Below are 17634 nucleotides of genomic sequence, written 5' to 3' on the forward strand. Positions count from 1 at the left end.
GCTCGTTCGTTCCGGTCCGAACGCCGGACGGCCGGCTCCGCCGCCGTTCTCCCGGTGGCGGGCCCGGCCCCGTCCCGGGGCCGGTTCAGAGCGCGGTGAGGTAGTCCGGCACCCCGATGGCGGGATCGAGGTCGTCGGAGGGGACCGGCGTGCTGTATCCGCGGGCCAGCGGCAGGACGCCCGCCCAATGGGGCAGCGCGAGGTCCTCCGGTTCGTCGTTGGGGCCGCCGGTGCGGATCTTGGCGGACACCTCCCGGAGATCGAGCCGGATCACCGCCGTCGCGGCCAGTTCCTTCGCATCGGCCGGCCGCGCGTCGGCGGACCGGCCCGGCACCACATGGTCGACGATGGCGTCCAGGGCGATACGCCGCTCCTCCGGATCGGTCACCGTGCGGGCGATGCCATGGACCACCACGGAGCGGTAGTTGATCGAGTGGTGGAAGGCTGAGCGGGCCAGCACCAGACCGTCGACGTGCGTCACCGTCAGGCACACGGGAAGGCCCGGACCGGCCCCGCCCGCCTCCCGCAGCGGCCGGGAACCGGTCGAGCCGTGTACGTAGAGCCGTTCCCCCAGTCGGCCGAAGAGCGTCGGCAGGACGACCGGGGCGCCGTCGCGGACGAAACCGAGATGGCAGAGGTACGCCTCGTCGAGTATCGAGTGGACCGTCTCCCGGTCGTACGCCGCGCGTTCACGGGCCCGGGTCGGCACGGTGCGCCCGGTCGGCCGGTACTCGTCCCCGGCCGAGGGGGCCGGTTCCTGGGACTGCGGCGCTGCGGTGTCCGGCATTGCGGTCTCCATTGCACTAGTGCATAGTATTGTTTGTGCTAGGAGAGTATCGGATCGAGGGGCGGCGCGCATCGGAAATCGCCGCGAGTGTGGAGCGGGGGGTCGGCTCGGGCGACCTCGCGCCCGGTCAGTCGCTCCCGCCCATGCGGGAGTTGGCGGAAGTGCTGGGGGTGAACCCCAACACGGTGGCGGCGGCCTACCGCACCTTGCGCGAGCGCGGGGTGATCGAGACGGCGGGACGCCGGGGCAGCAGGGTGCGGCCGCGCCCCGCGAGCACGGCGCGGGGATCGCTCCGGGTGGAGGTGCCCCCCGGGGCGCGGGACCTCGGGTCGGGCAATCCCGATCCGGCGCTGCTCCCCGCGCTGGACGAGGCGTTCGCGGCGGCGACCCGCGCATACGCGCGGGAGCCCGGGATGTACGGGCAGTCGCCGCTGGTGCCGGAGTTCGCGGACCTCGCCCGCGCCGCGCTGGACGCCGACGGCGTGCCGGCCGGGGCCGTGCTCGCGACCTCGGGATCGCTGGACGCGATCGAGCGCGTCCTGACGGCGCATCTCAGGCCGGGGGACGCGGTGGCCGTCGAGGACCCGGGGTGGGGCAGCATGCTGGATCTCGTACCGGCGCTGGGACTCCGCCCGGTGCCCGTGGCGCTCGACGACGACGGACCGCTGCCGGGCGCCGTCGAGCGCGCGCTGGACGCCGGCGCACGGGCGCTCGTGGTCACCGACCGCGCGCAGAACCCGACCGGTGCCGCCGTCGGCGCGCGACGCGCGGCCGAACTGCGGGACGTCCTCGCGTGCCACCGCGATGTGCTGCTCGTCGAGGACGACCACGGCCACGGCATCGTCGACCTGCCGCTGCATCCGCTCGCGGGCGCCACGGACCGGTGGGCGTTCGTCCGGTCCGTCGCCAAGGCGTACGGGCCGGACCTGCGGGTCGCGCTGCTCACCGGGGACCCGGTCACCACCGACCGGGTGTCGGGTCGACAGGGGCTCGGGCCCGGCTGGGTCAGTGGGCTCCTGCAACGGGCCGTGGCACACCTGTGGCGCACGGGTGCCGTCGACGGCGGGGGCGTCGCGCGGTCGTACGGGAAGCGGCGGAACGCACTGCTGCGGGCGCTGGCAGAGCGGGGAGTCGTGGCGCACGGGCGCAGCGGCATGAACGTGTGGGTGCCGGTGGGCGACGAGACCGGAGCCGTGGCGCGGCTGCTGCACGCGGGCTGGGTGGTGGCGCCCGGCGCGCGGTTCCGGATGGCCGCGCCGCAGGGGATCCGCCTGACCGTCTCACCGCTCACCGACGCCGACGTGGCTCCCCTGGCCGACGCGGTGGCGGCCGCGACGGGTCCGGTGGCTCCCCTGAACTACGGCTGACGACGCGGTGGTCGGTGGTCGGCGGCCGGTCGGCCACCGCGGTGGGGCCAAGGGCATGGGCTACGGCCGGCGGCCCGCGGCGGACCGGGGTCCGGCGCCGCGCGGCCCGCTCTGGGTGAGGACGGCACCCGCGAGGACCACCAGGGCGCCCACCAGCGTGTTCCAGCTCAGCCGTTCGCCGAGTACGACGACTCCGGCCGCGGTGGCGACGACCGGGATGAAGTAGGTCACCATCTGCGCGGTCGTCGGTCCGACCTCCGCCACCAGGCCGAACTGCACCAGCATCGCGAAGCCCGTGCCCAGCGCTCCCAGGGCGGCCACCGCGAGGGTCGGAAGCAGCGGAAAGCCCTCGGGGGCCGACGTGAACAGCGGGGTCACCAGCGCGAGTTGCGCCGTTCCGAGGAGAAGCTGGCCGCCGGTCAGGGCGAGCGCGGAGGCACCGGTTCCCGACAGCGTCCTGCGGACGTATATCCAGCCGATCGGATAGCAGAGGGAGGCGAGCAGGGCCATGGCCGTACCGCCGAAGTCCAGCCCGGAGAAGCCCTGCCAGCCGCCCAGCACGGTCAGGACACCGAGGAAGCCGAGGCCGAGCCCGGCCACCCGGCGGCGGGTCGGCCGGTCCTCCGAGAGCGCCACCAGCGACAGCGCCATGCCCCACAGGGGGGACGTCGCGTTGCAGATGCCCGCCAGGGTCGACGGAATGCTCAACTCGGCATACGCGAAGAGCGAGAACGGCAGCGCGTTCAGGAAGAACGCGGCGACGGCCAGACGGCACCAGGTGCGGGCTCCGCGCGGCAGCCGCACCCGCCGTACCGCCATCGCCGCGGCCAGCACGGCCGTCCCGGCGAGGAGGCGGCCGAGCGTGACCTGGAACGGGGCGTATCCGCGCGTTCCCACCTTGATGAGGAGGAAGCTGAAGCCCCAGATGAGCGCGAGCGCCCCGAAGCGTATGCGCCAGTCCAGCCTGTGCCGTGACGGGGAGGTGTCCGGGCTGTGCGGGGCGGCCCCGTCCGGGCGCGGATCCGGAGCCGCGGTGCGGCTCCCGGGGTTGTGGGCGGTTCCGGTGGCCGGGATCGGTCGGGGGGTGGTGGGGGACTCGGGGGCCGGAGAGGTCTCCGGCGTGACGGCGGCGCTCATGCGTCAACGATGACGAGCTCAACCACGTAGAACAAGTGAGACTTCCTGCGCGGATTCTCGTAGTGTTCCTTACATGTTGAACCTGGAGCGCCTGCGCACCCTGGACGCCCTCGCCCGACACGGTTCGGTGAGCGGCGCCGCCACGGGCCTGCACGTGACCACGTCGGCCGTCTCCCAGCAGATGGCGAAGCTGGAACGGGAGGTGGGACAGCGGCTCCTCGCCAGGAACGGCCGCGGGATCCGCCTCACGGACGCGGGCCGACTGCTCGCCGACCACGCGGCGCGGATCCTTTCCCAGGTCGAACTGGCGCAGGCCGACATCGAGGCGCAGCGCGGAGAGGTGGTGGGCGAGATCCTGCTCTCCGCCTTTCCCACGGCGGCGCGCGGGCTGTTCCCCGCCGTGCTGGGGGCGTTGTGCGCCGACCATCCCGAACTGCGGGTGAGGACGCGGGAGCTGGAACCCGAGGACGGCATCCGGGGCGTCCTGAGGGGTGACATCGACCTGGCGGTCGCGTTGGACTGGAGCAACAAGCGGCTGCCGGTTCCCGGCGGTCTGACCAGGATGGAACTCCTGGACGACACACCGGACATCGCGATGCCGGCCGACCACCCCCTCGCGGACCGGCCGGAGGTGGACCTGGAGGAGTTCGCCGACGACGAGTGGGTGTCCTGGCCCGAGGGTGAGTTCTGCCACGAGTGGCTGGTGTTCACGCTGCGTTCGAAGGGCTTCGAGCCGCGCATCGCGCATCTGGTGGGCGAGCACCACACCCAGCTCGCCCTGATCGCCGCGGGAGTGGGGGTCTGCGTGGCCCCCCGCCTGGGACGCGGACCGGTACCCGACGGGGTGCGGCTCGTGCCCGTACGGCAGCGGATGCGGCGGCACGTCCACGCCGTGTGGCGCACCGGCGCGGAACGGCGTCCGTCGGTCCGGGCGACGGTGGACGCGCTGCGCACGGCCGCCCGGGAACTGGGCGAGGCGACGGTGTAGGGCGTGTTTCGAATGTCCCGTCCGGCCCGCGACGCCTGGCACGCCCTCGGGGCGTCTTCCCGCACACCGGCGCACGGCCGAGCCGGAGCGTTCCGGGCACCGGGTCACGGCCCCCCGCCGGTCGTTCCGGACATCGGGCCGGGCCTCCAGGGGCACCAGGGCGCGGCAGGGTCGGGGGCTCCGGGTATCCGGCCGGAGCCCTTGGGCATCGGGCCGGCCCTCCGGCGCGGGAGCGCTCAGGCCGTGCGCGGTCCCGCGAGTTTCCGGAAGTCCCAGGAGGTGACGGCCTGAGGGGTGAGCCGCAGCCAGGCGTGCCGCCCGTCGTGCGGCATCGCGTCCGTCCCGAAGTACTTCCGGGCGAACAGGCGCTCCGGTCCGTCGAGTTCGGGGCAGGGGGCACCGGTGCGGGGTGCCTCGCCGACGGGAACGGCCCTGCCGGAGAGCTCGACGCCGCGGAGTTCCCCGTACTCCGCCCCGTCGTCCACGACCACCGCGATCCTCGGGTCGGTGCGCAACTGCGACCAGCGCAGGCTGCGGGTGATCGAGTACAGCCAGAGCGACGTACCGTCCCAGGCGAACCACAGGGCTCCGACGTGCGGGTGGCCGTCCGACGACACCGTGGCGACCCGGCAGGTGCGCTGCTCGGCGAGGTAGGTGTCGCGTTCGGTCCCGGTCATCATGATCCGGCGGCCCCGTCGCTGTGTGACGGTCATGGAGCGCCTCCCCTTCTCCGACTATCTGACTATGTGTCAGAAATCATGGGGTCTCTTCCTTCGGCGCGCAATGGCGGCTAGCCTCCGCGCCCGGACAGTCGGCGAAGGAGCCGGTTCGCACGCCGACGGCACCCGATCCGTACCGATGTCCCGTCACCGACAGAGCCGATCCTTCACCGAGAGGACCCGCCGTGCCGTCGAGGGAACGCCCCGCAGCACAGTCCCCCGGGCAGCTCGCCGGACTGCTCGATCCGGTCACCTGCGCGCTCATGACGGTCGAATGCCAGCAAGGCGTCGTGGGCCCCGGCAGCGCACTGCCCGAACTGGCCGAGGAGGCCAGATCGTCCGGAATGCTCGACCGCGTCGCCCGGCTGGTCGAGGCCGCTCACGAGGCCGGGGTCCAGGTGATGCACGCGGTGGCCGAGCGCCGCCCCGACGGGCGGGGCGCCAACACCAACGCCCGTCTGTTCCGGGCCGCCCGCCGCCTGCCCGTGCAGCAGCACCCGGGCACCGCGGCGGTCCGGATCGCCGGGCCCGTCGAGGTGAGGGACGAGGACCTCGTCGTGCGGCGTCTGCACGGTCTTTCACCGATCGCCGGAACGGACGCGGACGCCCTGCTCCGCAACCTCGGCTGCCGGACACTCGTCGTCACCGGTGTCTCGGCCAATGTGGCCGTCCCCAACGCCGTGTTCGACGCGGTGAACCTCGGATACACGGTGGTGGTGCCCTCCGACGCCATCGCGGGGGTGCCGGCCGACTACACCCCCGCGATGATCCGTCACACGCTCGCCCTCGTCGCCACCGTCACGACCACCGACGCCGTGCTCGACTCCTGGCGGAGCCGTGGGCGGGCCGGTGCCGGCAAGGGGGCCGGTGCCGGCGTTCCTCCCGGTGTCAGGAAGCGAGCGTGATCGTGCCGTTCTCGACCTTGATCGGTCGGGCGGGCAGTGCCTGCGTGGCCGGACCCGACGTCACGTCGCCCGTCGCGATATCGAACGTGCTGCCGTGGCAGGGGCAGTGGATGGTGCCGCCCGACACGCTCGACACGTTGCACCCCTGGTGGGTGCACTTCGAGGAGAACGCCTTGAAGTCACCTGCCTTGGGCTGTGTCACCACCACGTCCTGGTCGGCGAAGATCTTGCCGCCGCCCTGCGGGATGTCGGCCGTCTTCGCCAGGACGTCCTTGCCGCCGTCCTTCGCGGTGGGGCTCCCCGCGGCCGTGGTCGGCCCGGACGCCGGCTCCACCTCCGCCTGTGCCTCCTCCTTGCTGCCGCACGCGGCGAGTACGGCGGCCACCGAAGCGGCTCCGACCGCTGTGACGACGGTCCGACGTCCGGGGCCGACCTCGTGTTCCTGCGACGTGCTCACGCCGGTTCTCCTTCCGCGACAGTCGCGGCCGCCGGTGCTCGCGACTTCTTGCCTGATGACTGGTGTGGGGTGCCCGGGCGTGCGACGGGAGAGCCGCGTCTTCCAGGGCCCGGGACCTCGTCGTCATCGGCACATACGGGCGCCGGCATGAGCGGGCGTCACGGATCGACGGCGCGGAAGGGCGGTGATACGGCGTGCGGCCCACCGGAATTACTCCGGATGGCCGCGGGGCCGTTGGGCCCAATGGGTGTTGTGCAGCGGCCGGTCGGCCGGTGGCCGGGCGGGCGGCTCGACGCCCGGTCGGCCGGTGGCGCGTGCGAGGCTGGGGAGCATGACACTGAGCGGCTTCACCGCCATCGAGCGGGCCATTCGTGACGGCTGGGGCGCGGACACGTCGACGCCCGATCACCGCCCGCACTGGACCCCCGACAATCCCGCCCGTGACCAGTGCGGGGTCACCGCCCTGGTCGTGCACGACCTGCTGGGCGGTGACCTGATACGCGGAGAGGTCCACGTCGACGGCGAGCGGGTGGACCACCACTGGTGGAACCGGCTCGGCATGGGGATCGAAGTCGACCTCACGCGCGAGCAGTTCGGTCCCGAGGAACAGGTCGTCGGCGGGGACGTGATCGAAAGGCCCGCGGAGATCGTGCGACTCCGTAAGGAGTACGAACTCCTCCGCGGCCGGGTCCTGGCCGCGCTGCGACCGTAGGAGCCCTGCCGTACACCGTCGCTCCGAGGCGTCCCGTGCGCCGGCGGTGCGGGATCAGTCGGATCCCGCACCGTCGTTACGGAAGACCTTCTCCCCCTCGCGCAGGCGGGCGAAGAGGAGCGTCTGGTCCAGCTGTTCCACGTCCTCGTCCTCCTCGTTGCTGAAGACCTCGTCCACCAGCAGTGCGCGCAGGCGCTCCTGGACTCCGTCGCCGAGCCCCTGCTGGAAGTCGTCCAGGTCGAAGTGCGTCTCCGCCTCCACATCGGCGATCGTGGCGTGCTCGTCCTCGATGACCAGACGGGCGCGGATGGTCCCGGCCTGGAGCGTGTTGTCGTTGTAGTAGCCGTAGACGATCTCGGCCTCGATGTCGCCGCCGACGTACATCTCGCCGTCGGTGTGCACCGCGCGGGTCGTCATGTCCCCGCCCACGGCCACCACGGAGTCCGGGCCGCAGTCCTTCATGCAGCCCTCGACGGTCAGCGAGCCCGTGACCACGAAGGGGGCCGCCACGTCCAGATGCCCCTTCACGATCAGATCGCCGTGGTGGAAGAACGGCTCGTCCAGCTCCTGGTTCCCGACCAGGGTGCGGTTCGTCCGGGCGTCGTCCCCCAGGGCCTCGGCGCACAGCTTCGGCATGAACGGGACGTGATCGGGATCGCAGTCGTGGCGCAGTTCGGCGACGAACGCCTGGTAGCTCTCGTAATCCGGCCGGACCCGCTCCGCCAGCCAGTCGCTGTCGTCCGGAATCCCGGCGGCCCGGCACGCCTCGGACAACCTGGCCCGCGTTTCCTCCGCGATCCGCCGGACGGCGGCCATGTCGATGGGCAGTGGCCCGCCCTCCGTCACGGGGTAGCCGATACGGGCGGGCGGGCCCGCGTTCTCCAGCATGGTCATGATCTCCTCTCGTGCGTTCCGCCGCGCCGTGCCGAACTCCGGCAGAGACGGCGCGATTCCCGGGGCGTGCGGCCCAGGTGGTTGATCGTCCGGGCGTCGGCTCCGCGTGTGAGCAGCAGTTCCACCGCTCGGGGACGTGCGCAGCGCACTGCCAGCGAGCGGTCCACCACGGCCTGCGGATCGGAGTCCTGGGCGTCCGCGGCCCACGCGGCGGGTGTCGAGCCGTGCGCGTCGACCGCGTGCACGTCCGCGCCGGCCTCCAGCAGCGCCTCGACGACCTGCGGAGACGGCAACGGGGCGTCGCCGTTCCGGGGAAGTGCGACCGTCGGATGCGTAGGGACGCCCCCCTCCGCGTCACTGGCCGAGGGATCGGCCCCGTCGGCGATCAACGCACGGACTTCGGCGTCCCGTTGGGCTTCGTCCCCGTCGGCTGCGGGGGCGACGGCGGCAAAGAGGGAACTGCTCTTCACGTCGCTCATGGGCCGGACTCTACGAGCCCTCACTGACAGCGGGTCCCGGGAGCGGGCCCCGGCAGGGGCGGAATCGGGACATCCGCTTCCCGTGGGGCGGGGCACGTGCCGCGCACACCCCGCACGGGTCGGCCGGATCCCCGAACGGCCGCTGCGCGAAGTGGCCGAAGAGCATGCATCGTCGGCCGATATATGATGACCGGTGTGACGACAAGACAATCGACTCTGACCGAGCCGCAGTACTTCATCCTCGTCGCGCTCATGGACGGACCGCTGCACGGATACGGCATCATCAAGGCCGCCGAGCGGGCCACCGGCGGACGGCTCAGGATCGCCGTCGGAACCCTCTACGGCGCGCTGGAACGGATGGAGCGGTCCGGGCTGATCGCGACCGACCGGGAGGAGGTCGTGGACGGCCGGGCACGGCGCTACTACCGGCTCACCCATGACGGCGCCGAGGCGCTGGGCCGGGAGGCGCAGCGGATGCAGCAGGCGGCCGCCGCCGTCATCGGACGTTCGGCGAGGCTCGGGACGGCCGGGGCGTGAACCGCCTGCTGCTCGCCGCCCACCCCCGGGCCGTGCGTGCCCGGCAGGGGCAGGAGGTGCTGGCCTGCCCGGCCGAGGCGTACCCCGGCCGTTCGTGGCCCCGCCGCGGGAGGTCGTCGCGCTGGTGCGCGCGGGTGCCCAGCCCCGGGTACGCGCCGCCTTCGACGACACGGCGCGGCCCTGGTGGCTGGACGGGGTCCACCTCGCCGCCCTCGTCCTCGCCGCCCTCGCCCCGGTCCCGTACCTCCAGGACGTGTGGGACTGGGCGCTGCGCATCGACCCCGGCGGACACGCGCTGGGCTTCGGCTCCACCGGCTGGTACCCGTGGTCGCGGGGCCCCGGCGCACAGCCGCGGACCCTGCCCTACCGGCTGCTCCCGCTGGTGTGTCCGATCGCCCTGCTGCGCGGCAGTGCGAACAGCTGGGCCACCGGCGGGCCGGGGCACCGGAGGGGCGGGCTCCTTCGCAGGGCAGGAGCGGGGGACCGGGGCCGCTCGCGGAGCCCGGCAGGGGGTGACCGCCCGGGCGGCCGGTGGCCCGTCGGCGTGATCCGGGCCCGGTGCCGCACGGCCGCCCGCGGCCGGCAGCGCTCCCGCGTACGACCCGGGGAGGTCGTCCGCGCGTCCCGTTGACCTGGTTGCCGGAAACATCGGCCGGGCCACCCGGCCGACCGAAGCCCGATCTGCATCATGAGAACCATGGACGAGACACGCACACTCACCGAGGACGAGATGAACGATCTCCTCAGCGACGACGACCGGGACACCGGCGAGGAGGACGAGGCGTACGAATGGGTCCGGTGAACACGCCGGACATCCGGGCAGGGCCGGAACGGGCCGTGGGACCGGGACCCGCATCGCGTACATGGCCGCAGCCTCGACCGTCGGCCACGTGCCGCCACCGCTCACCGACCGAGAGGGCGAAGACGGGACCGGGCCGAAGGAGCCGCCCGAGAGGGGACGCGAAGGGTGCTGCGCCGGGCCGCTTCACCCCCGTCAATTCGGCTTAGTATTCCTATAGTTCCGGGTGCGGTTTCTTTTCAGATCATTCATAGTCCGCGTGCGTACGCCGGACGTAGGGGATCAAAAACCACAGGGCGTGTTGTTCCCGCAGGCCGGAACGGCCCACCTACGTTTCGCCGCATGATTCTGAGACACATCCCAGTCCCGACCGGAGGACAGGGGCGGAACAGACTGGGGCGGTGGGCCGCGAGTGGCATCGGCGTACTCGGCCTGCTGGCCGCCGGGTTGGGATTGCCGGCCCAGATGGCCGTCGCGCAGCCCGTGGGCGTACCGCTGGTGGACGAGACGTTCACCGGGGCCACGGCGGACCCCGAATTCGAGGCGTTCGGGTCGGCCTGCCTGACCGGTGCGCCCCAGGCGCCCGCGCCCGGCCCCGGTACCCACCCGCTCACCGGCTGCCCGGCGGCCGGCAACAGCGGCCCCGTACCGCCCGACAACGCCGCGCCGCACGGGTATCTCCGGCTGACGGACGCGTCCAACGACCAGTCCGCCGCGGTGCTCTACAACCACGCACTCCCGGCGAACCAGGGTCTGGTCACCACCTTCGACCAGTGGCAGTACGGCGGCACGACCAGCCCTCCGGCCGACGGCATCTCGTTCTTCCTGATCGACGGTGCCGCGTCGCTCAGCGCGCCCGGCGCCTTCGGCGGCAGCCTCGGCTACGCGCAGAAGCTGCCCGACGACGACCCGAACGAGACGTTCCTGCCGGGTGTGAACCACGGCTACCTCGGCGTCGGTCTGGACGTGCTCGGCAACTACTTCGGTGACTGGGAGCACCGCGGCAACGGCTGTGCCACGCGCTCGCCCGCCGGTACGTCGTTCCGGGTCCCGGCGCCCGGCGCGAACATGGTGACCCTGCGCGGTCCGGGCAACGGCACCGAGGGCTACTGCTTCCTCACCGCGACGACCAACAACTTCTCGACGACCGGCCCCTGGCCCTCCACGCTGCCCGGGCAGCTGCAGGGACCGACCACCTCGATCCCGGCGGGCTCCACGCCGGAGGAGGCCGAGGCGCTCCTGGAGCCGTCGCGCCGCACGGTGACCGTCGAGATCTCCCCGTCGCCCAGCCCGGTGATCACGGTCTCGATCGACTTCCACGACGGCAACGGCACCCAGCAGGTGCTGCAGACCCCGGCGCCCCAACCGGTGCCCTCGACCTACAAGTTCGGGTTCGGCGCGTCGACGGGTCTGTTCACGGACGTCCACCTCATCAGGAACGTCACCGTCCACCCCGCGGCCCCGCTGCCCCAGCTCAACCTGGTCAAGCAGATCCCGCAGAACCCGCCGCTGCCCACCCCGGTGACGCCGGGCACCGAGGTGCCCTACGAGTACGTGGTGACCAACAGCGGCAACGTCCCGCTGACGGGCGTGAACGTGACGGACGACCGGGTCACCGGCATCACCTGTCCGCGGACCGCCCTCGCCGTGGGCGAGACGATGACCTGTACCGGCAGACACACGGTCACCGAGGCTGACGCCGCGGCCGGTTCGGTCACCAACACCGCGAGGGCGCACGGGCAGGCCGACGGCACGCAGATCACATCACCGCCCGACGACGTCACCGTCCCCGTGCAGTCCGGGCCCGGTGTCCGGCTGGAGAAGTCGGCCGACGACACCAGGGTGTACGAGGTCGGCGACGAGGTGACCTACACCTACACGGTCACCAACATCGGCCCCCAGGAGCTGACGGGACTCGCGATCACGGACGACCGGGTGACCGGTGTGACCTGTGCCACGACGACGCTCGCCCCGGCCGGACAGCCCGGTGACAGCACCACCTGCACCGGCAGATACACCATCACCGACGCGGACGCGGCGGCCGGTTCGGTCACCAACACCGCGAGGGCGCAAGGACAGTCCGGCGGCACCACGGTCACGTCGCCGCCCGACGACGTGACGCTGGTCGTCGCCTCCGAGCTGGGGCTGCGCCTGGAGAAGACGGCCGATGTCACGACCGCTCGCGTCGGCGACACGGTGACGTACACGTACACCGTCACCAACACCGGCAACGCGCGCCTGACGAACATCGCGATCAGCGACGACCTCGTGCCGGACGTGACCTGCCGGGCCACGGAACTGGTCCCCGGGGCCACCACCACCTGCACCGGCAGGTACACCGTGACCGAGGCCGACGCCGCGCGGGGACGGGTGGTCAACGTGGCCGCCGCGCAAGGACGGTCAGGCAACACCGAGGTCGTGTCGGAGCCCGGGGACGCCACCGTGACCGTCGTGGGCGAGCCGGGGCTGAGGCTGGACAAGACGGTGGACACGTCGCGCACCTACCGGGTGGGCGACACGGTGACCTACACCTACACGGTCACCAACACCGGACCGCAGGAGCTGACGGGCGTCGAGATCACGGACGACCGGGTGACCGGTGTGACCTGTGCCGCGACGACGCTCGCCCCGGTCGGACAGCCCGGTGACAGCACCACCTGCAACGGCACCTACCAGGTGACCGAGGCCGATGCCAGGAACGGCCATGTCACCAACGTGGCGTTCGCCACGGCGGAGAACGGCACCGTCAGGTCGAACCAGGACATGGCCCGCATCGTCGTCAAGAAGAAGCCGTGTCACGACCACATGCACTGCCCGAAGCCGCCGAAGCCGTGTCACGACAAGCACTGCCCGAAGCCCAGGCCCTGCCACGACAGGGGCGGCTGCAAGGTGAAGTGACGCGCATCCACCTCCCTTGAGGCAGGAGACCCGGGGCACCCGACACCAGCCGGTGGCGGGTGCCCCTTCGCGTCCGTCCCGCCGATGTCGGTGGTGGCCGCTACGGTCGTCGGCATGGAACAAGAACGTGCCGAACGCTTCTCCCCGCTGCCCGGACGGGACGGCCATGTCGGCGGCATCGAGTCGCTCACGCTCGACGGCCGGCGCCACTACTTCGGGTTCGACCACAGCAGCGACATCGTCCTCTCGCCGCTGATCGACGATCCGGACGCGATGGCGGCCTTCGCGAGCGCGCACATGCGACAGACCACCGGTACGCACGACGCGGCGTACTGGGCGGATCTGGTCGCCCACGCCGCCGAGAACTCGGCCCTGGCGGGGGACACCGAGCGCGAGTTCACCACCGAGGGGCTGCGCGGTGGCCTGCCGGCCCCCGGAAGCCATCTGCTCTACCTCCTGGGCGCGGCGACCGAATGGGACGACTGGTTCGACGAGTCACCGCAGGCGGAACGCGCCTGCGAGTGGCTGGGGTTGGACGAGGAGGACCCGGAGTTCATCGACCGGTGCCTGGACGCGGTCCGGGAACACGGCACCCGGGCCCGGCCCGACGAGTGGACGATGGTCCGCTTCCATCTCGGCGCGGCGATACGGCATCTGCCGGGCAACTGGGAGACGTTGTTCGCTCCGCTCGCGGAGTGCGTCGCGCACCACGAGTGAGCCGTCGTCACGGAACGGACCCGCTCCGCGCGCCGGACGGTGCGCCGGACCACGCGGCGACGTGCGCCTCGGGGCGCACCGGCCCCCGGGCCGCGTGCCGCGGCCCACTGACACGGTTCCGGCGCCCGAGACGGGCCCGCGCCGAAGCGCGGGCCGGCCTCTTGCTGGGGGATGAAGTCGGGGGGCCGTCAGTAGCGTCCGCCACGCCCGCGGCCGCGTCCGCGACCCCGTCCGTAGCCTCGGCCGCGTCCGTAGCCGCGTCCGCGCCCGTAGCCGCGTCCGCGCCCGAAGTCCCGACCGCGTCCGCCGTAGTCCCTGTCCCCGTCTCCGTGGCCGAAGATGCTCTGAATCTTCATCTTCGTCTCCTTCGTAGGATTCTGAGGGTGCCGCTCCTTGCTCCTGCAGCGGCACTACCGACACTACGACGACCCTCTACGGTCAACAACTCGTGGGAGCCGCAATCCGGGGCGGGATTCTTCGCGGCCGTGATTTCTCGGAGTTGATTCTCGATTTCTTTCGCCGGAGAAGGTGTTTCCTCCTGGAATCCAGGCGAATCGGTATTTCTGACGATCGACCTGGAAAAAAAGCCGCGTCGCCGCCCGTTCGGTGTTCCGGTGAAAAGGCGGCGACGGTGCCGATATGGTCACGTTTCTCCGACCGGTTCGGGCGAGGGGACACGATCCGTATACCCCCTCAGGGGCATATGACCACGCGGCCCCGTGTTCCGTTCGCGAGGGCGACATAGGCGTCCTTGCCGTTCTCCAGGTCGTATCGGCCGGCGGCGGGAAGCGGCCGGAAACTCCCTCGGTCGAAGAACGGCCTGAGCAGGTCGAGGCGTGCGCCGCTCTGCGCGGCGTCGAGCCGGCGGCTGTCGCACCCCAGGATCCGCGTCTCGTTGTGGTACAGGTCGACGAGGTCGATCTCCGCGGTCCGCGTGCCGACCGAGGAGATCACCACCAGTCGGCCGCGGTGTGCCAACGAGGCCAGCGCCGCCGGTGTGGTGACGCCTCCGACGGCGTCGTACACCACATCCGCGCCCTTGCCCGCCGTGAGGCGTCCGACCTGCGCTCCGACGTCCTGCGGGTCGCCGCCGAGCGCGACGAAGGCGTCGATGGACGACACGGCGGGTGTGTCGTCGGCCGGCCGGACCCGGTCGATGCCGATGACACGGGCGCCGAGAGCACGGCCGATCTGGGCCACGGCGCCGCCGACCCCACCCGAGACGCCGAATACCGCGAGGGATTCCCACGCGGTCAGCCGTGCCGCCTCGACGGCGCCGAGCCAGCCGACGACGAAGTTGACCCCCACGACCGACGCCTCCTCGAAACTCAGCGGTTCGGGTTTACGGGCCAGGGCCGTTGTGGGGATCGCGAGATACTCCGCGTGCGAGCCGTCGCGCGAGAACCCGATGTCCCCTCCCGTGCCCCACACCTCGACGCCGACCCATTCGGGTGGTCCGTCGACCACCACCCCGGAGAAGTCGCGTCCGGGCGTGCGCGGAAGGGTCGTTCCCTCCATCCGGCCGGCCACGTTCTTCAGGTCCGAGGGATTCACCGAAGCGGATCTGACGGCGACGACCGCTTCGCAGTGGTGCCGTGCCCGGGGTCGGGGACGTCGGTGACATGCAGGACATCGGGATCTCCGGAACGACTGAAACGCAGAGCACGCATCACAAGCCTTTCCAGGGATTCGCTCAACTGGCCAACGGGGTGCGGGATGTCGCAGAAGCGGGAACGGAGGCCCCGCCCAATTCCGGAAGGAATCCGGTGCGATGACGGTGGGATGTACTCGTTTCAGGCCATTGATTTCGTGTGAAACTCTTTTGTTCGAACATCGGGACTCCATTGTCTCGGCGTCAAGTCCGAACGGTCGGTTCCGCGGGGCCGTTCGTCTTTTTCTCCATTATTTTCGGTCCGTGCCGACGGGTGGGGTGCCGCCGCGTCTTCGGTGACCACGGAAACGGGAGAATTTCCGGCCGTGGAGAATTCGCGTCATGGGCGGTCGGTGACGGTGCTTCGACGGCGAGTGAGAGGCGGAAGGGGCGTGCCGTCGGCCTGGGTGCCGCACAGCCGGTGGGTGAGTACGGTACGGCGGGCGCGCAGCCGGTCCAGGGCGAACGCCGCGATCACCGCGCCCACCATGGGCGCCACCAGATACACCCGCAGGAAGGCGAGCTCGCCGGACGCCACCGCCGGACCGAACTGGCGGGCGGGGTTGACGCTGCCTCCCGAGCTGGTGCCGAGCAGGGCGATGGCCGCACCGATCAGGAATCCGACGAGCCGAGGAGCAGACCGACCGCCGCCCCGACGATCAGCAGCTTGGGGTGGATCCCGGGAACCGCATCGGAGAGCGCGGAGGGCCCCATGACCCAGCGCACGATCGTGGTGACACCGAAGAGCAGCACGAAGGTCAGGAGGCATTCGAGGGCGCTGCGCCCCGCGACGGCCGACGGCGTCGTGGGGCCCTTCCCCGGTGGGGCGGGCGAGGTCGATGGGCTGGACGAGGCGGGTTCGGTGGTCATGGCCGCGATCACCTCCGGATGGCGTGGGGGGACGGGTCAGGCCGGAGGGCTCTTGCGGGCGGGCAGGTAGTGGGTGACCTTGAAGGGGTGGTCCGGGTCCACCAGCGACCGCGCGCGCTCCTCGGTCTGCCGGTCGAAGCCGGTGAGACGGCCGCTGTGCTGCCGCAGGTGCTCCTTCCAGGAGGCCACCAGGAAGACCTCCAGGTACGTGTCGGGATCGGTGCCGTCCCGGTAGAGGTCCCAGCTCACCGCGCCGGTGCGCAGCCGTGAGCGGCCCATGGCCCGCATGGACTCGATGAAGAGATCGGCGTTGTGGGCCGGCACCACGTACTCGATGGTGACGAGGACCTGTTCGTCGTCCTCCGCGGGCTCCAGCATCATGGTCGGAGCCGCCCAGTGCATCGAGACCGAACGGTCCAGCGGCGAGTCGGGTACGGCGAGGAACAGCCCCGCCAGCGACGCGGCCGCGAGCACGACGGCGGCGATCAGCAGGGTCGGCACCAGGCCGACCCCGTCGGCGGCCTTGCCCCAGACGGCGGCACCGATCGCCATTCCGCCCTGGAAGATGGTCAGGTAGAAGGCCAGGGCCCGCGCCCGCACCCAGCCGGGCGTCGTCACCTGCATCTGGGCGTTGAGCATGGACAGCACGCCCACCCAGGCGACCCCGGAGAACACCAGGACCGGACCGACGACCCAGGAGACGCGTACCACCGCCAGCAGCGCCAGGGTCACCGCGAACAGGAGCCCTCCGGTGGTCAGCGCGGCATTGCTCGACCAGCGTCTGCGTACCTGGGGCAGGAGGGCGGCCCCGAGGACCGCGCCCACGCCGACCGCTCCGAGAAGCAGACCGTAGCCCCCGGCCCCCATGCCCAGCCGCTGCCGCGCGACCACCGGCAGCAGGGCCCACAGGGCGGCGGCACAGGGGACGAACAGCAGCGACCGGCCGAGCACCCGGCGCACCCTGGGCGCGTTCCGCACGTAGCGGTTCCCTGCCCTCAGGGCGGGGAGGATCCGTTCGGCCCCCATCGGGTCGGGCTCGGCCCGGCGGTGCCAGGTCGCGAGGGCGCCCAGGGTGACGAGGAACGACACCGCGTTGACGGCGAACACGGTGGCGGTGCCGGCCAGCGTCACCACCAGGCCGCCGAGGGCCGGACCGATGGCCCGGGCGAGGTTCATGTTCACGCCGCCGAGGGCCGCGGCGGAGGGGATCTGCTCCCTCGGCACGAGCTCCGGCTGGATGGCCTGCCACGCCGGGTTCATCAGGGCGGTGCCGCATCCGAGCACGAAGGTCAGGGCCAGGACGCCGTAGGAGTCCATCCGCCCCAGCGCGGTCAGCACGGCGAGCAGCCCGGCGGCCGTGAACATCAGGGCCTGGGCGGCCAGCAGCAGTTTTCGGCGGTCGACGATGTCCGCCAGGGCGCCGGCGGGGATGCCGAGCAGGAGGACGGGGAGGCTGGCCGCCGTCTGGACGAGGGCGATCAGCCCGGCCGACCCCGATTCCTGGGTGATCAGCCACTGCGCGCCGACCGTCTGCATCCAGCCGCCGACGTTGGAGACGAACTGCGCGATCCACAGGGTCCGGAACACACGCAGCCGCAGCGGCTGCCAGGTCGACACGGCGGCGGAGTCCGGAGCGGGCGGTTTCGCGCCGGCCGTCGTACCACCGTCCCCAGGAGGTGTCATCCGTTGTCGCTCCCTGCATGGGTATGGGGTGAGG

General features: G+C 71.9%; 17 protein-coding genes and 1 pseudogene. 8 read left to right on the top strand and 10 right to left on the bottom strand.

Annotation, left to right across the window (positions count from 1 at the left end):
- Positions 1-85: 85 nt before the first annotated feature.
- A complete protein-coding gene (locus AB0E67_RS28405) occupies positions 86-787 on the bottom strand; it encodes a pyridoxamine 5'-phosphate oxidase family protein (protein ID WP_362031835.1) in 702 nt (233 codons plus the stop codon).
- Between the two features lie 35 nt (positions 788-822).
- On the opposite strand from AB0E67_RS28405, the gene AB0E67_RS28410 reads away from it, so the two are divergent.
- The gene (locus AB0E67_RS28410; protein ID WP_362031837.1) at positions 823-2154 is read left to right on the top strand and encodes an aminotransferase class I/II-fold pyridoxal phosphate-dependent enzyme; all 1332 of its coding nucleotides are present in this window, start codon (positions 823-825) and stop codon (positions 2152-2154) included.
- Between the two features lie 60 nt (positions 2155-2214).
- Here AB0E67_RS28410 and AB0E67_RS28415 read toward each other — a convergent pair whose 3' ends face one another.
- On the bottom strand, positions 2215-3291 hold the full coding sequence (locus AB0E67_RS28415; protein ID WP_362031839.1) for a DMT family transporter: 1077 nt from the start codon (positions 3289-3291) through the stop codon (positions 2215-2217).
- A 73-nt stretch (positions 3292-3364) separates the two neighbouring features.
- Between AB0E67_RS28415 and AB0E67_RS28420 the strand changes: the two genes are divergently transcribed.
- Positions 3365-4279 carry a LysR substrate-binding domain-containing protein gene (locus AB0E67_RS28420; RefSeq protein ID WP_362031841.1) on the top strand — a complete coding sequence of 305 codons (915 nt, stop codon included), beginning with the start codon at positions 3365-3367 and terminating at the stop codon, positions 4277-4279.
- 236 nt (positions 4280-4515) lie between these two features.
- Here AB0E67_RS28420 and AB0E67_RS28425 read toward each other — a convergent pair whose 3' ends face one another.
- Positions 4516-4992, bottom strand: a complete 477-nt coding sequence (locus tag AB0E67_RS28425; protein WP_362031843.1) for a pyridoxamine 5'-phosphate oxidase family protein — start codon at positions 4990-4992, stop codon at positions 4516-4518.
- A 191-nt stretch (positions 4993-5183) separates the two neighbouring features.
- Here AB0E67_RS28425 and AB0E67_RS28430 point away from each other — a divergent pair, with 191 nt between their 5' ends.
- Complete coding sequence (locus tag AB0E67_RS28430; RefSeq protein WP_362031845.1) at positions 5184-5903, top strand: cysteine hydrolase; 720 nt, start codon at positions 5184-5186, stop codon at positions 5901-5903.
- Here AB0E67_RS28430 and AB0E67_RS28435 read toward each other — a convergent pair.
- Complete coding sequence (locus tag AB0E67_RS28435) at positions 5887-6360, bottom strand: Rieske (2Fe-2S) protein (protein ID WP_362031846.1); 474 nt, start codon at positions 6358-6360, stop codon at positions 5887-5889. The genes AB0E67_RS28430 and AB0E67_RS28435 overlap by 17 nt on opposite strands.
- A gap of 331 nt (positions 6361-6691) precedes the next feature.
- Here AB0E67_RS28435 and AB0E67_RS28440 point away from each other — a divergent pair, with 331 nt between their 5' ends.
- The gene (locus tag AB0E67_RS28440) at positions 6692-7072 is read left to right on the top strand and encodes a hypothetical protein (protein ID WP_362031848.1); all 381 of its coding nucleotides are present in this window, start codon (positions 6692-6694) and stop codon (positions 7070-7072) included.
- Between the two features lie 54 nt (positions 7073-7126).
- On the opposite strand, the gene AB0E67_RS28445 is transcribed toward AB0E67_RS28440, so the two are convergent.
- Together AB0E67_RS28445 and AB0E67_RS28450 are read right to left on the bottom strand one after the other, a co-directional pair.
- Positions 7127-7966: a hypothetical protein gene (locus AB0E67_RS28445; RefSeq protein WP_362031850.1), complete on the bottom strand. Its 840-nt coding sequence runs from the start codon at positions 7964-7966 to the stop codon at positions 7127-7129.
- Positions 7963-8445 (bottom strand): hypothetical protein, encoded by a 483-nt coding sequence (locus AB0E67_RS28450; protein ID WP_362031852.1) that lies wholly within the window; start codon positions 8443-8445, stop codon positions 7963-7965. Before AB0E67_RS28450 ends, AB0E67_RS28445 begins: the two co-directional genes overlap by 4 nt.
- A gap of 195 nt (positions 8446-8640) precedes the next feature.
- Here AB0E67_RS28450 and AB0E67_RS28455 point away from each other — a divergent pair, with 195 nt between their 5' ends.
- From AB0E67_RS28455 to AB0E67_RS28470, 4 genes and pseudogenes are all read left to right on the top strand, one after another.
- Positions 8641-8982, top strand: a complete 342-nt coding sequence (locus AB0E67_RS28455; protein ID WP_073782891.1) for a PadR family transcriptional regulator — start codon at positions 8641-8643, stop codon at positions 8980-8982.
- Positions 8979-9397 (top strand): annotated as a pseudogene (locus AB0E67_RS28460) (hypothetical protein); the annotation flags it as partial. The gene AB0E67_RS28455 and the pseudogene AB0E67_RS28460, both read left to right, overlap by 4 nt.
- A 726-nt stretch (positions 9398-10123) precedes the next feature.
- Complete coding sequence (locus AB0E67_RS28465; RefSeq protein ID WP_362031854.1) at positions 10124-12679, top strand: hypothetical protein; 2556 nt, start codon at positions 10124-10126, stop codon at positions 12677-12679.
- Between the two features lie 114 nt (positions 12680-12793).
- Complete coding sequence (locus AB0E67_RS28470; RefSeq protein WP_362031856.1) at positions 12794-13396, top strand: hypothetical protein; 603 nt, start codon at positions 12794-12796, stop codon at positions 13394-13396.
- Between the two features lie 693 nt (positions 13397-14089).
- Here AB0E67_RS28470 and AB0E67_RS28475 read toward each other — a convergent pair.
- The 4 genes from AB0E67_RS28475 to AB0E67_RS28490 all read right to left on the bottom strand — a co-directional run bounded on the left by AB0E67_RS28475 (position 14090) and on the right by AB0E67_RS28490 (position 17600).
- Positions 14090-14950 (bottom strand): zinc-binding alcohol dehydrogenase family protein, encoded by an 861-nt coding sequence (locus AB0E67_RS28475; protein ID WP_362031858.1) that lies wholly within the window; start codon positions 14948-14950, stop codon positions 14090-14092.
- A gap of 437 nt (positions 14951-15387) precedes the next feature.
- Positions 15388-15768 carry an aquaporin gene (locus AB0E67_RS28480; RefSeq protein ID WP_362031930.1) on the bottom strand — a complete coding sequence of 127 codons (381 nt, stop codon included), beginning with the start codon at positions 15766-15768 and terminating at the stop codon, positions 15388-15390.
- A complete protein-coding gene (locus AB0E67_RS28485) occupies positions 15660-15917 on the bottom strand; it encodes a hypothetical protein (protein ID WP_362031931.1) in 258 nt (85 codons plus the stop codon). The genes AB0E67_RS28480 and AB0E67_RS28485 overlap by 109 nt, the downstream gene beginning before the upstream one ends.
- A gap of 36 nt (positions 15918-15953) precedes the next feature.
- Entirely contained in the window at positions 15954-17600 is a 1647-nt protein-coding gene (locus tag AB0E67_RS28490) for an MFS transporter (RefSeq protein WP_362031860.1), read from the bottom strand.
- Positions 17601-17634: the final 34 nt, after the last annotated feature.

The sequence above is a fragment of the Streptomyces sp. NPDC032161 genome (assembly GCF_040636995.1).
Classification (GTDB): domain Bacteria; phylum Actinomycetota; class Actinomycetes; order Streptomycetales; family Streptomycetaceae; genus Streptomyces.

Coding starts and splice junctions, on each gene's coding strand:
- AB0E67_RS28440 (WP_362031848.1), top strand. CDS start 6,692: ATGACACTGAGCGGCTTCACCGCCATCGAGCGGGCCATTCGTGACGGC.
- AB0E67_RS28405 (WP_362031835.1), bottom strand. CDS start 787: ATGCCGGACACCGCAGCGCCGCAGTCCCAGGAACCGGCCCCCTCGGCC.
- AB0E67_RS28420 (WP_362031841.1), top strand. CDS start 3,365: ATGTTGAACCTGGAGCGCCTGCGCACCCTGGACGCCCTCGCCCGACAC.
- AB0E67_RS28425 (WP_362031843.1), bottom strand. CDS start 4,992: ATGACCGTCACACAGCGACGGGGCCGCCGGATCATGATGACCGGGACC.
- AB0E67_RS28485 (WP_362031931.1), bottom strand. CDS start 15,917: ATGACCACCGAACCCGCCTCGTCCAGCCCATCGACCTCGCCCGCCCCA.
- AB0E67_RS28415 (WP_362031839.1), bottom strand. CDS start 3,291: ATGAGCGCCGCCGTCACGCCGGAGACCTCTCCGGCCCCCGAGTCCCCC.
- AB0E67_RS28465 (WP_362031854.1), top strand. CDS start 10,124: ATGATTCTGAGACACATCCCAGTCCCGACCGGAGGACAGGGGCGGAAC.
- AB0E67_RS28450 (WP_362031852.1), bottom strand. CDS start 8,445: ATGAGCGACGTGAAGAGCAGTTCCCTCTTTGCCGCCGTCGCCCCCGCA.
- AB0E67_RS28445 (WP_362031850.1), bottom strand. CDS start 7,966: ATGACCATGCTGGAGAACGCGGGCCCGCCCGCCCGTATCGGCTACCCC.
- AB0E67_RS28490 (WP_362031860.1), bottom strand. CDS start 17,600: ATGACACCTCCTGGGGACGGTGGTACGACGGCCGGCGCGAAACCGCCC.
- AB0E67_RS28470 (WP_362031856.1), top strand. CDS start 12,794: ATGGAACAAGAACGTGCCGAACGCTTCTCCCCGCTGCCCGGACGGGAC.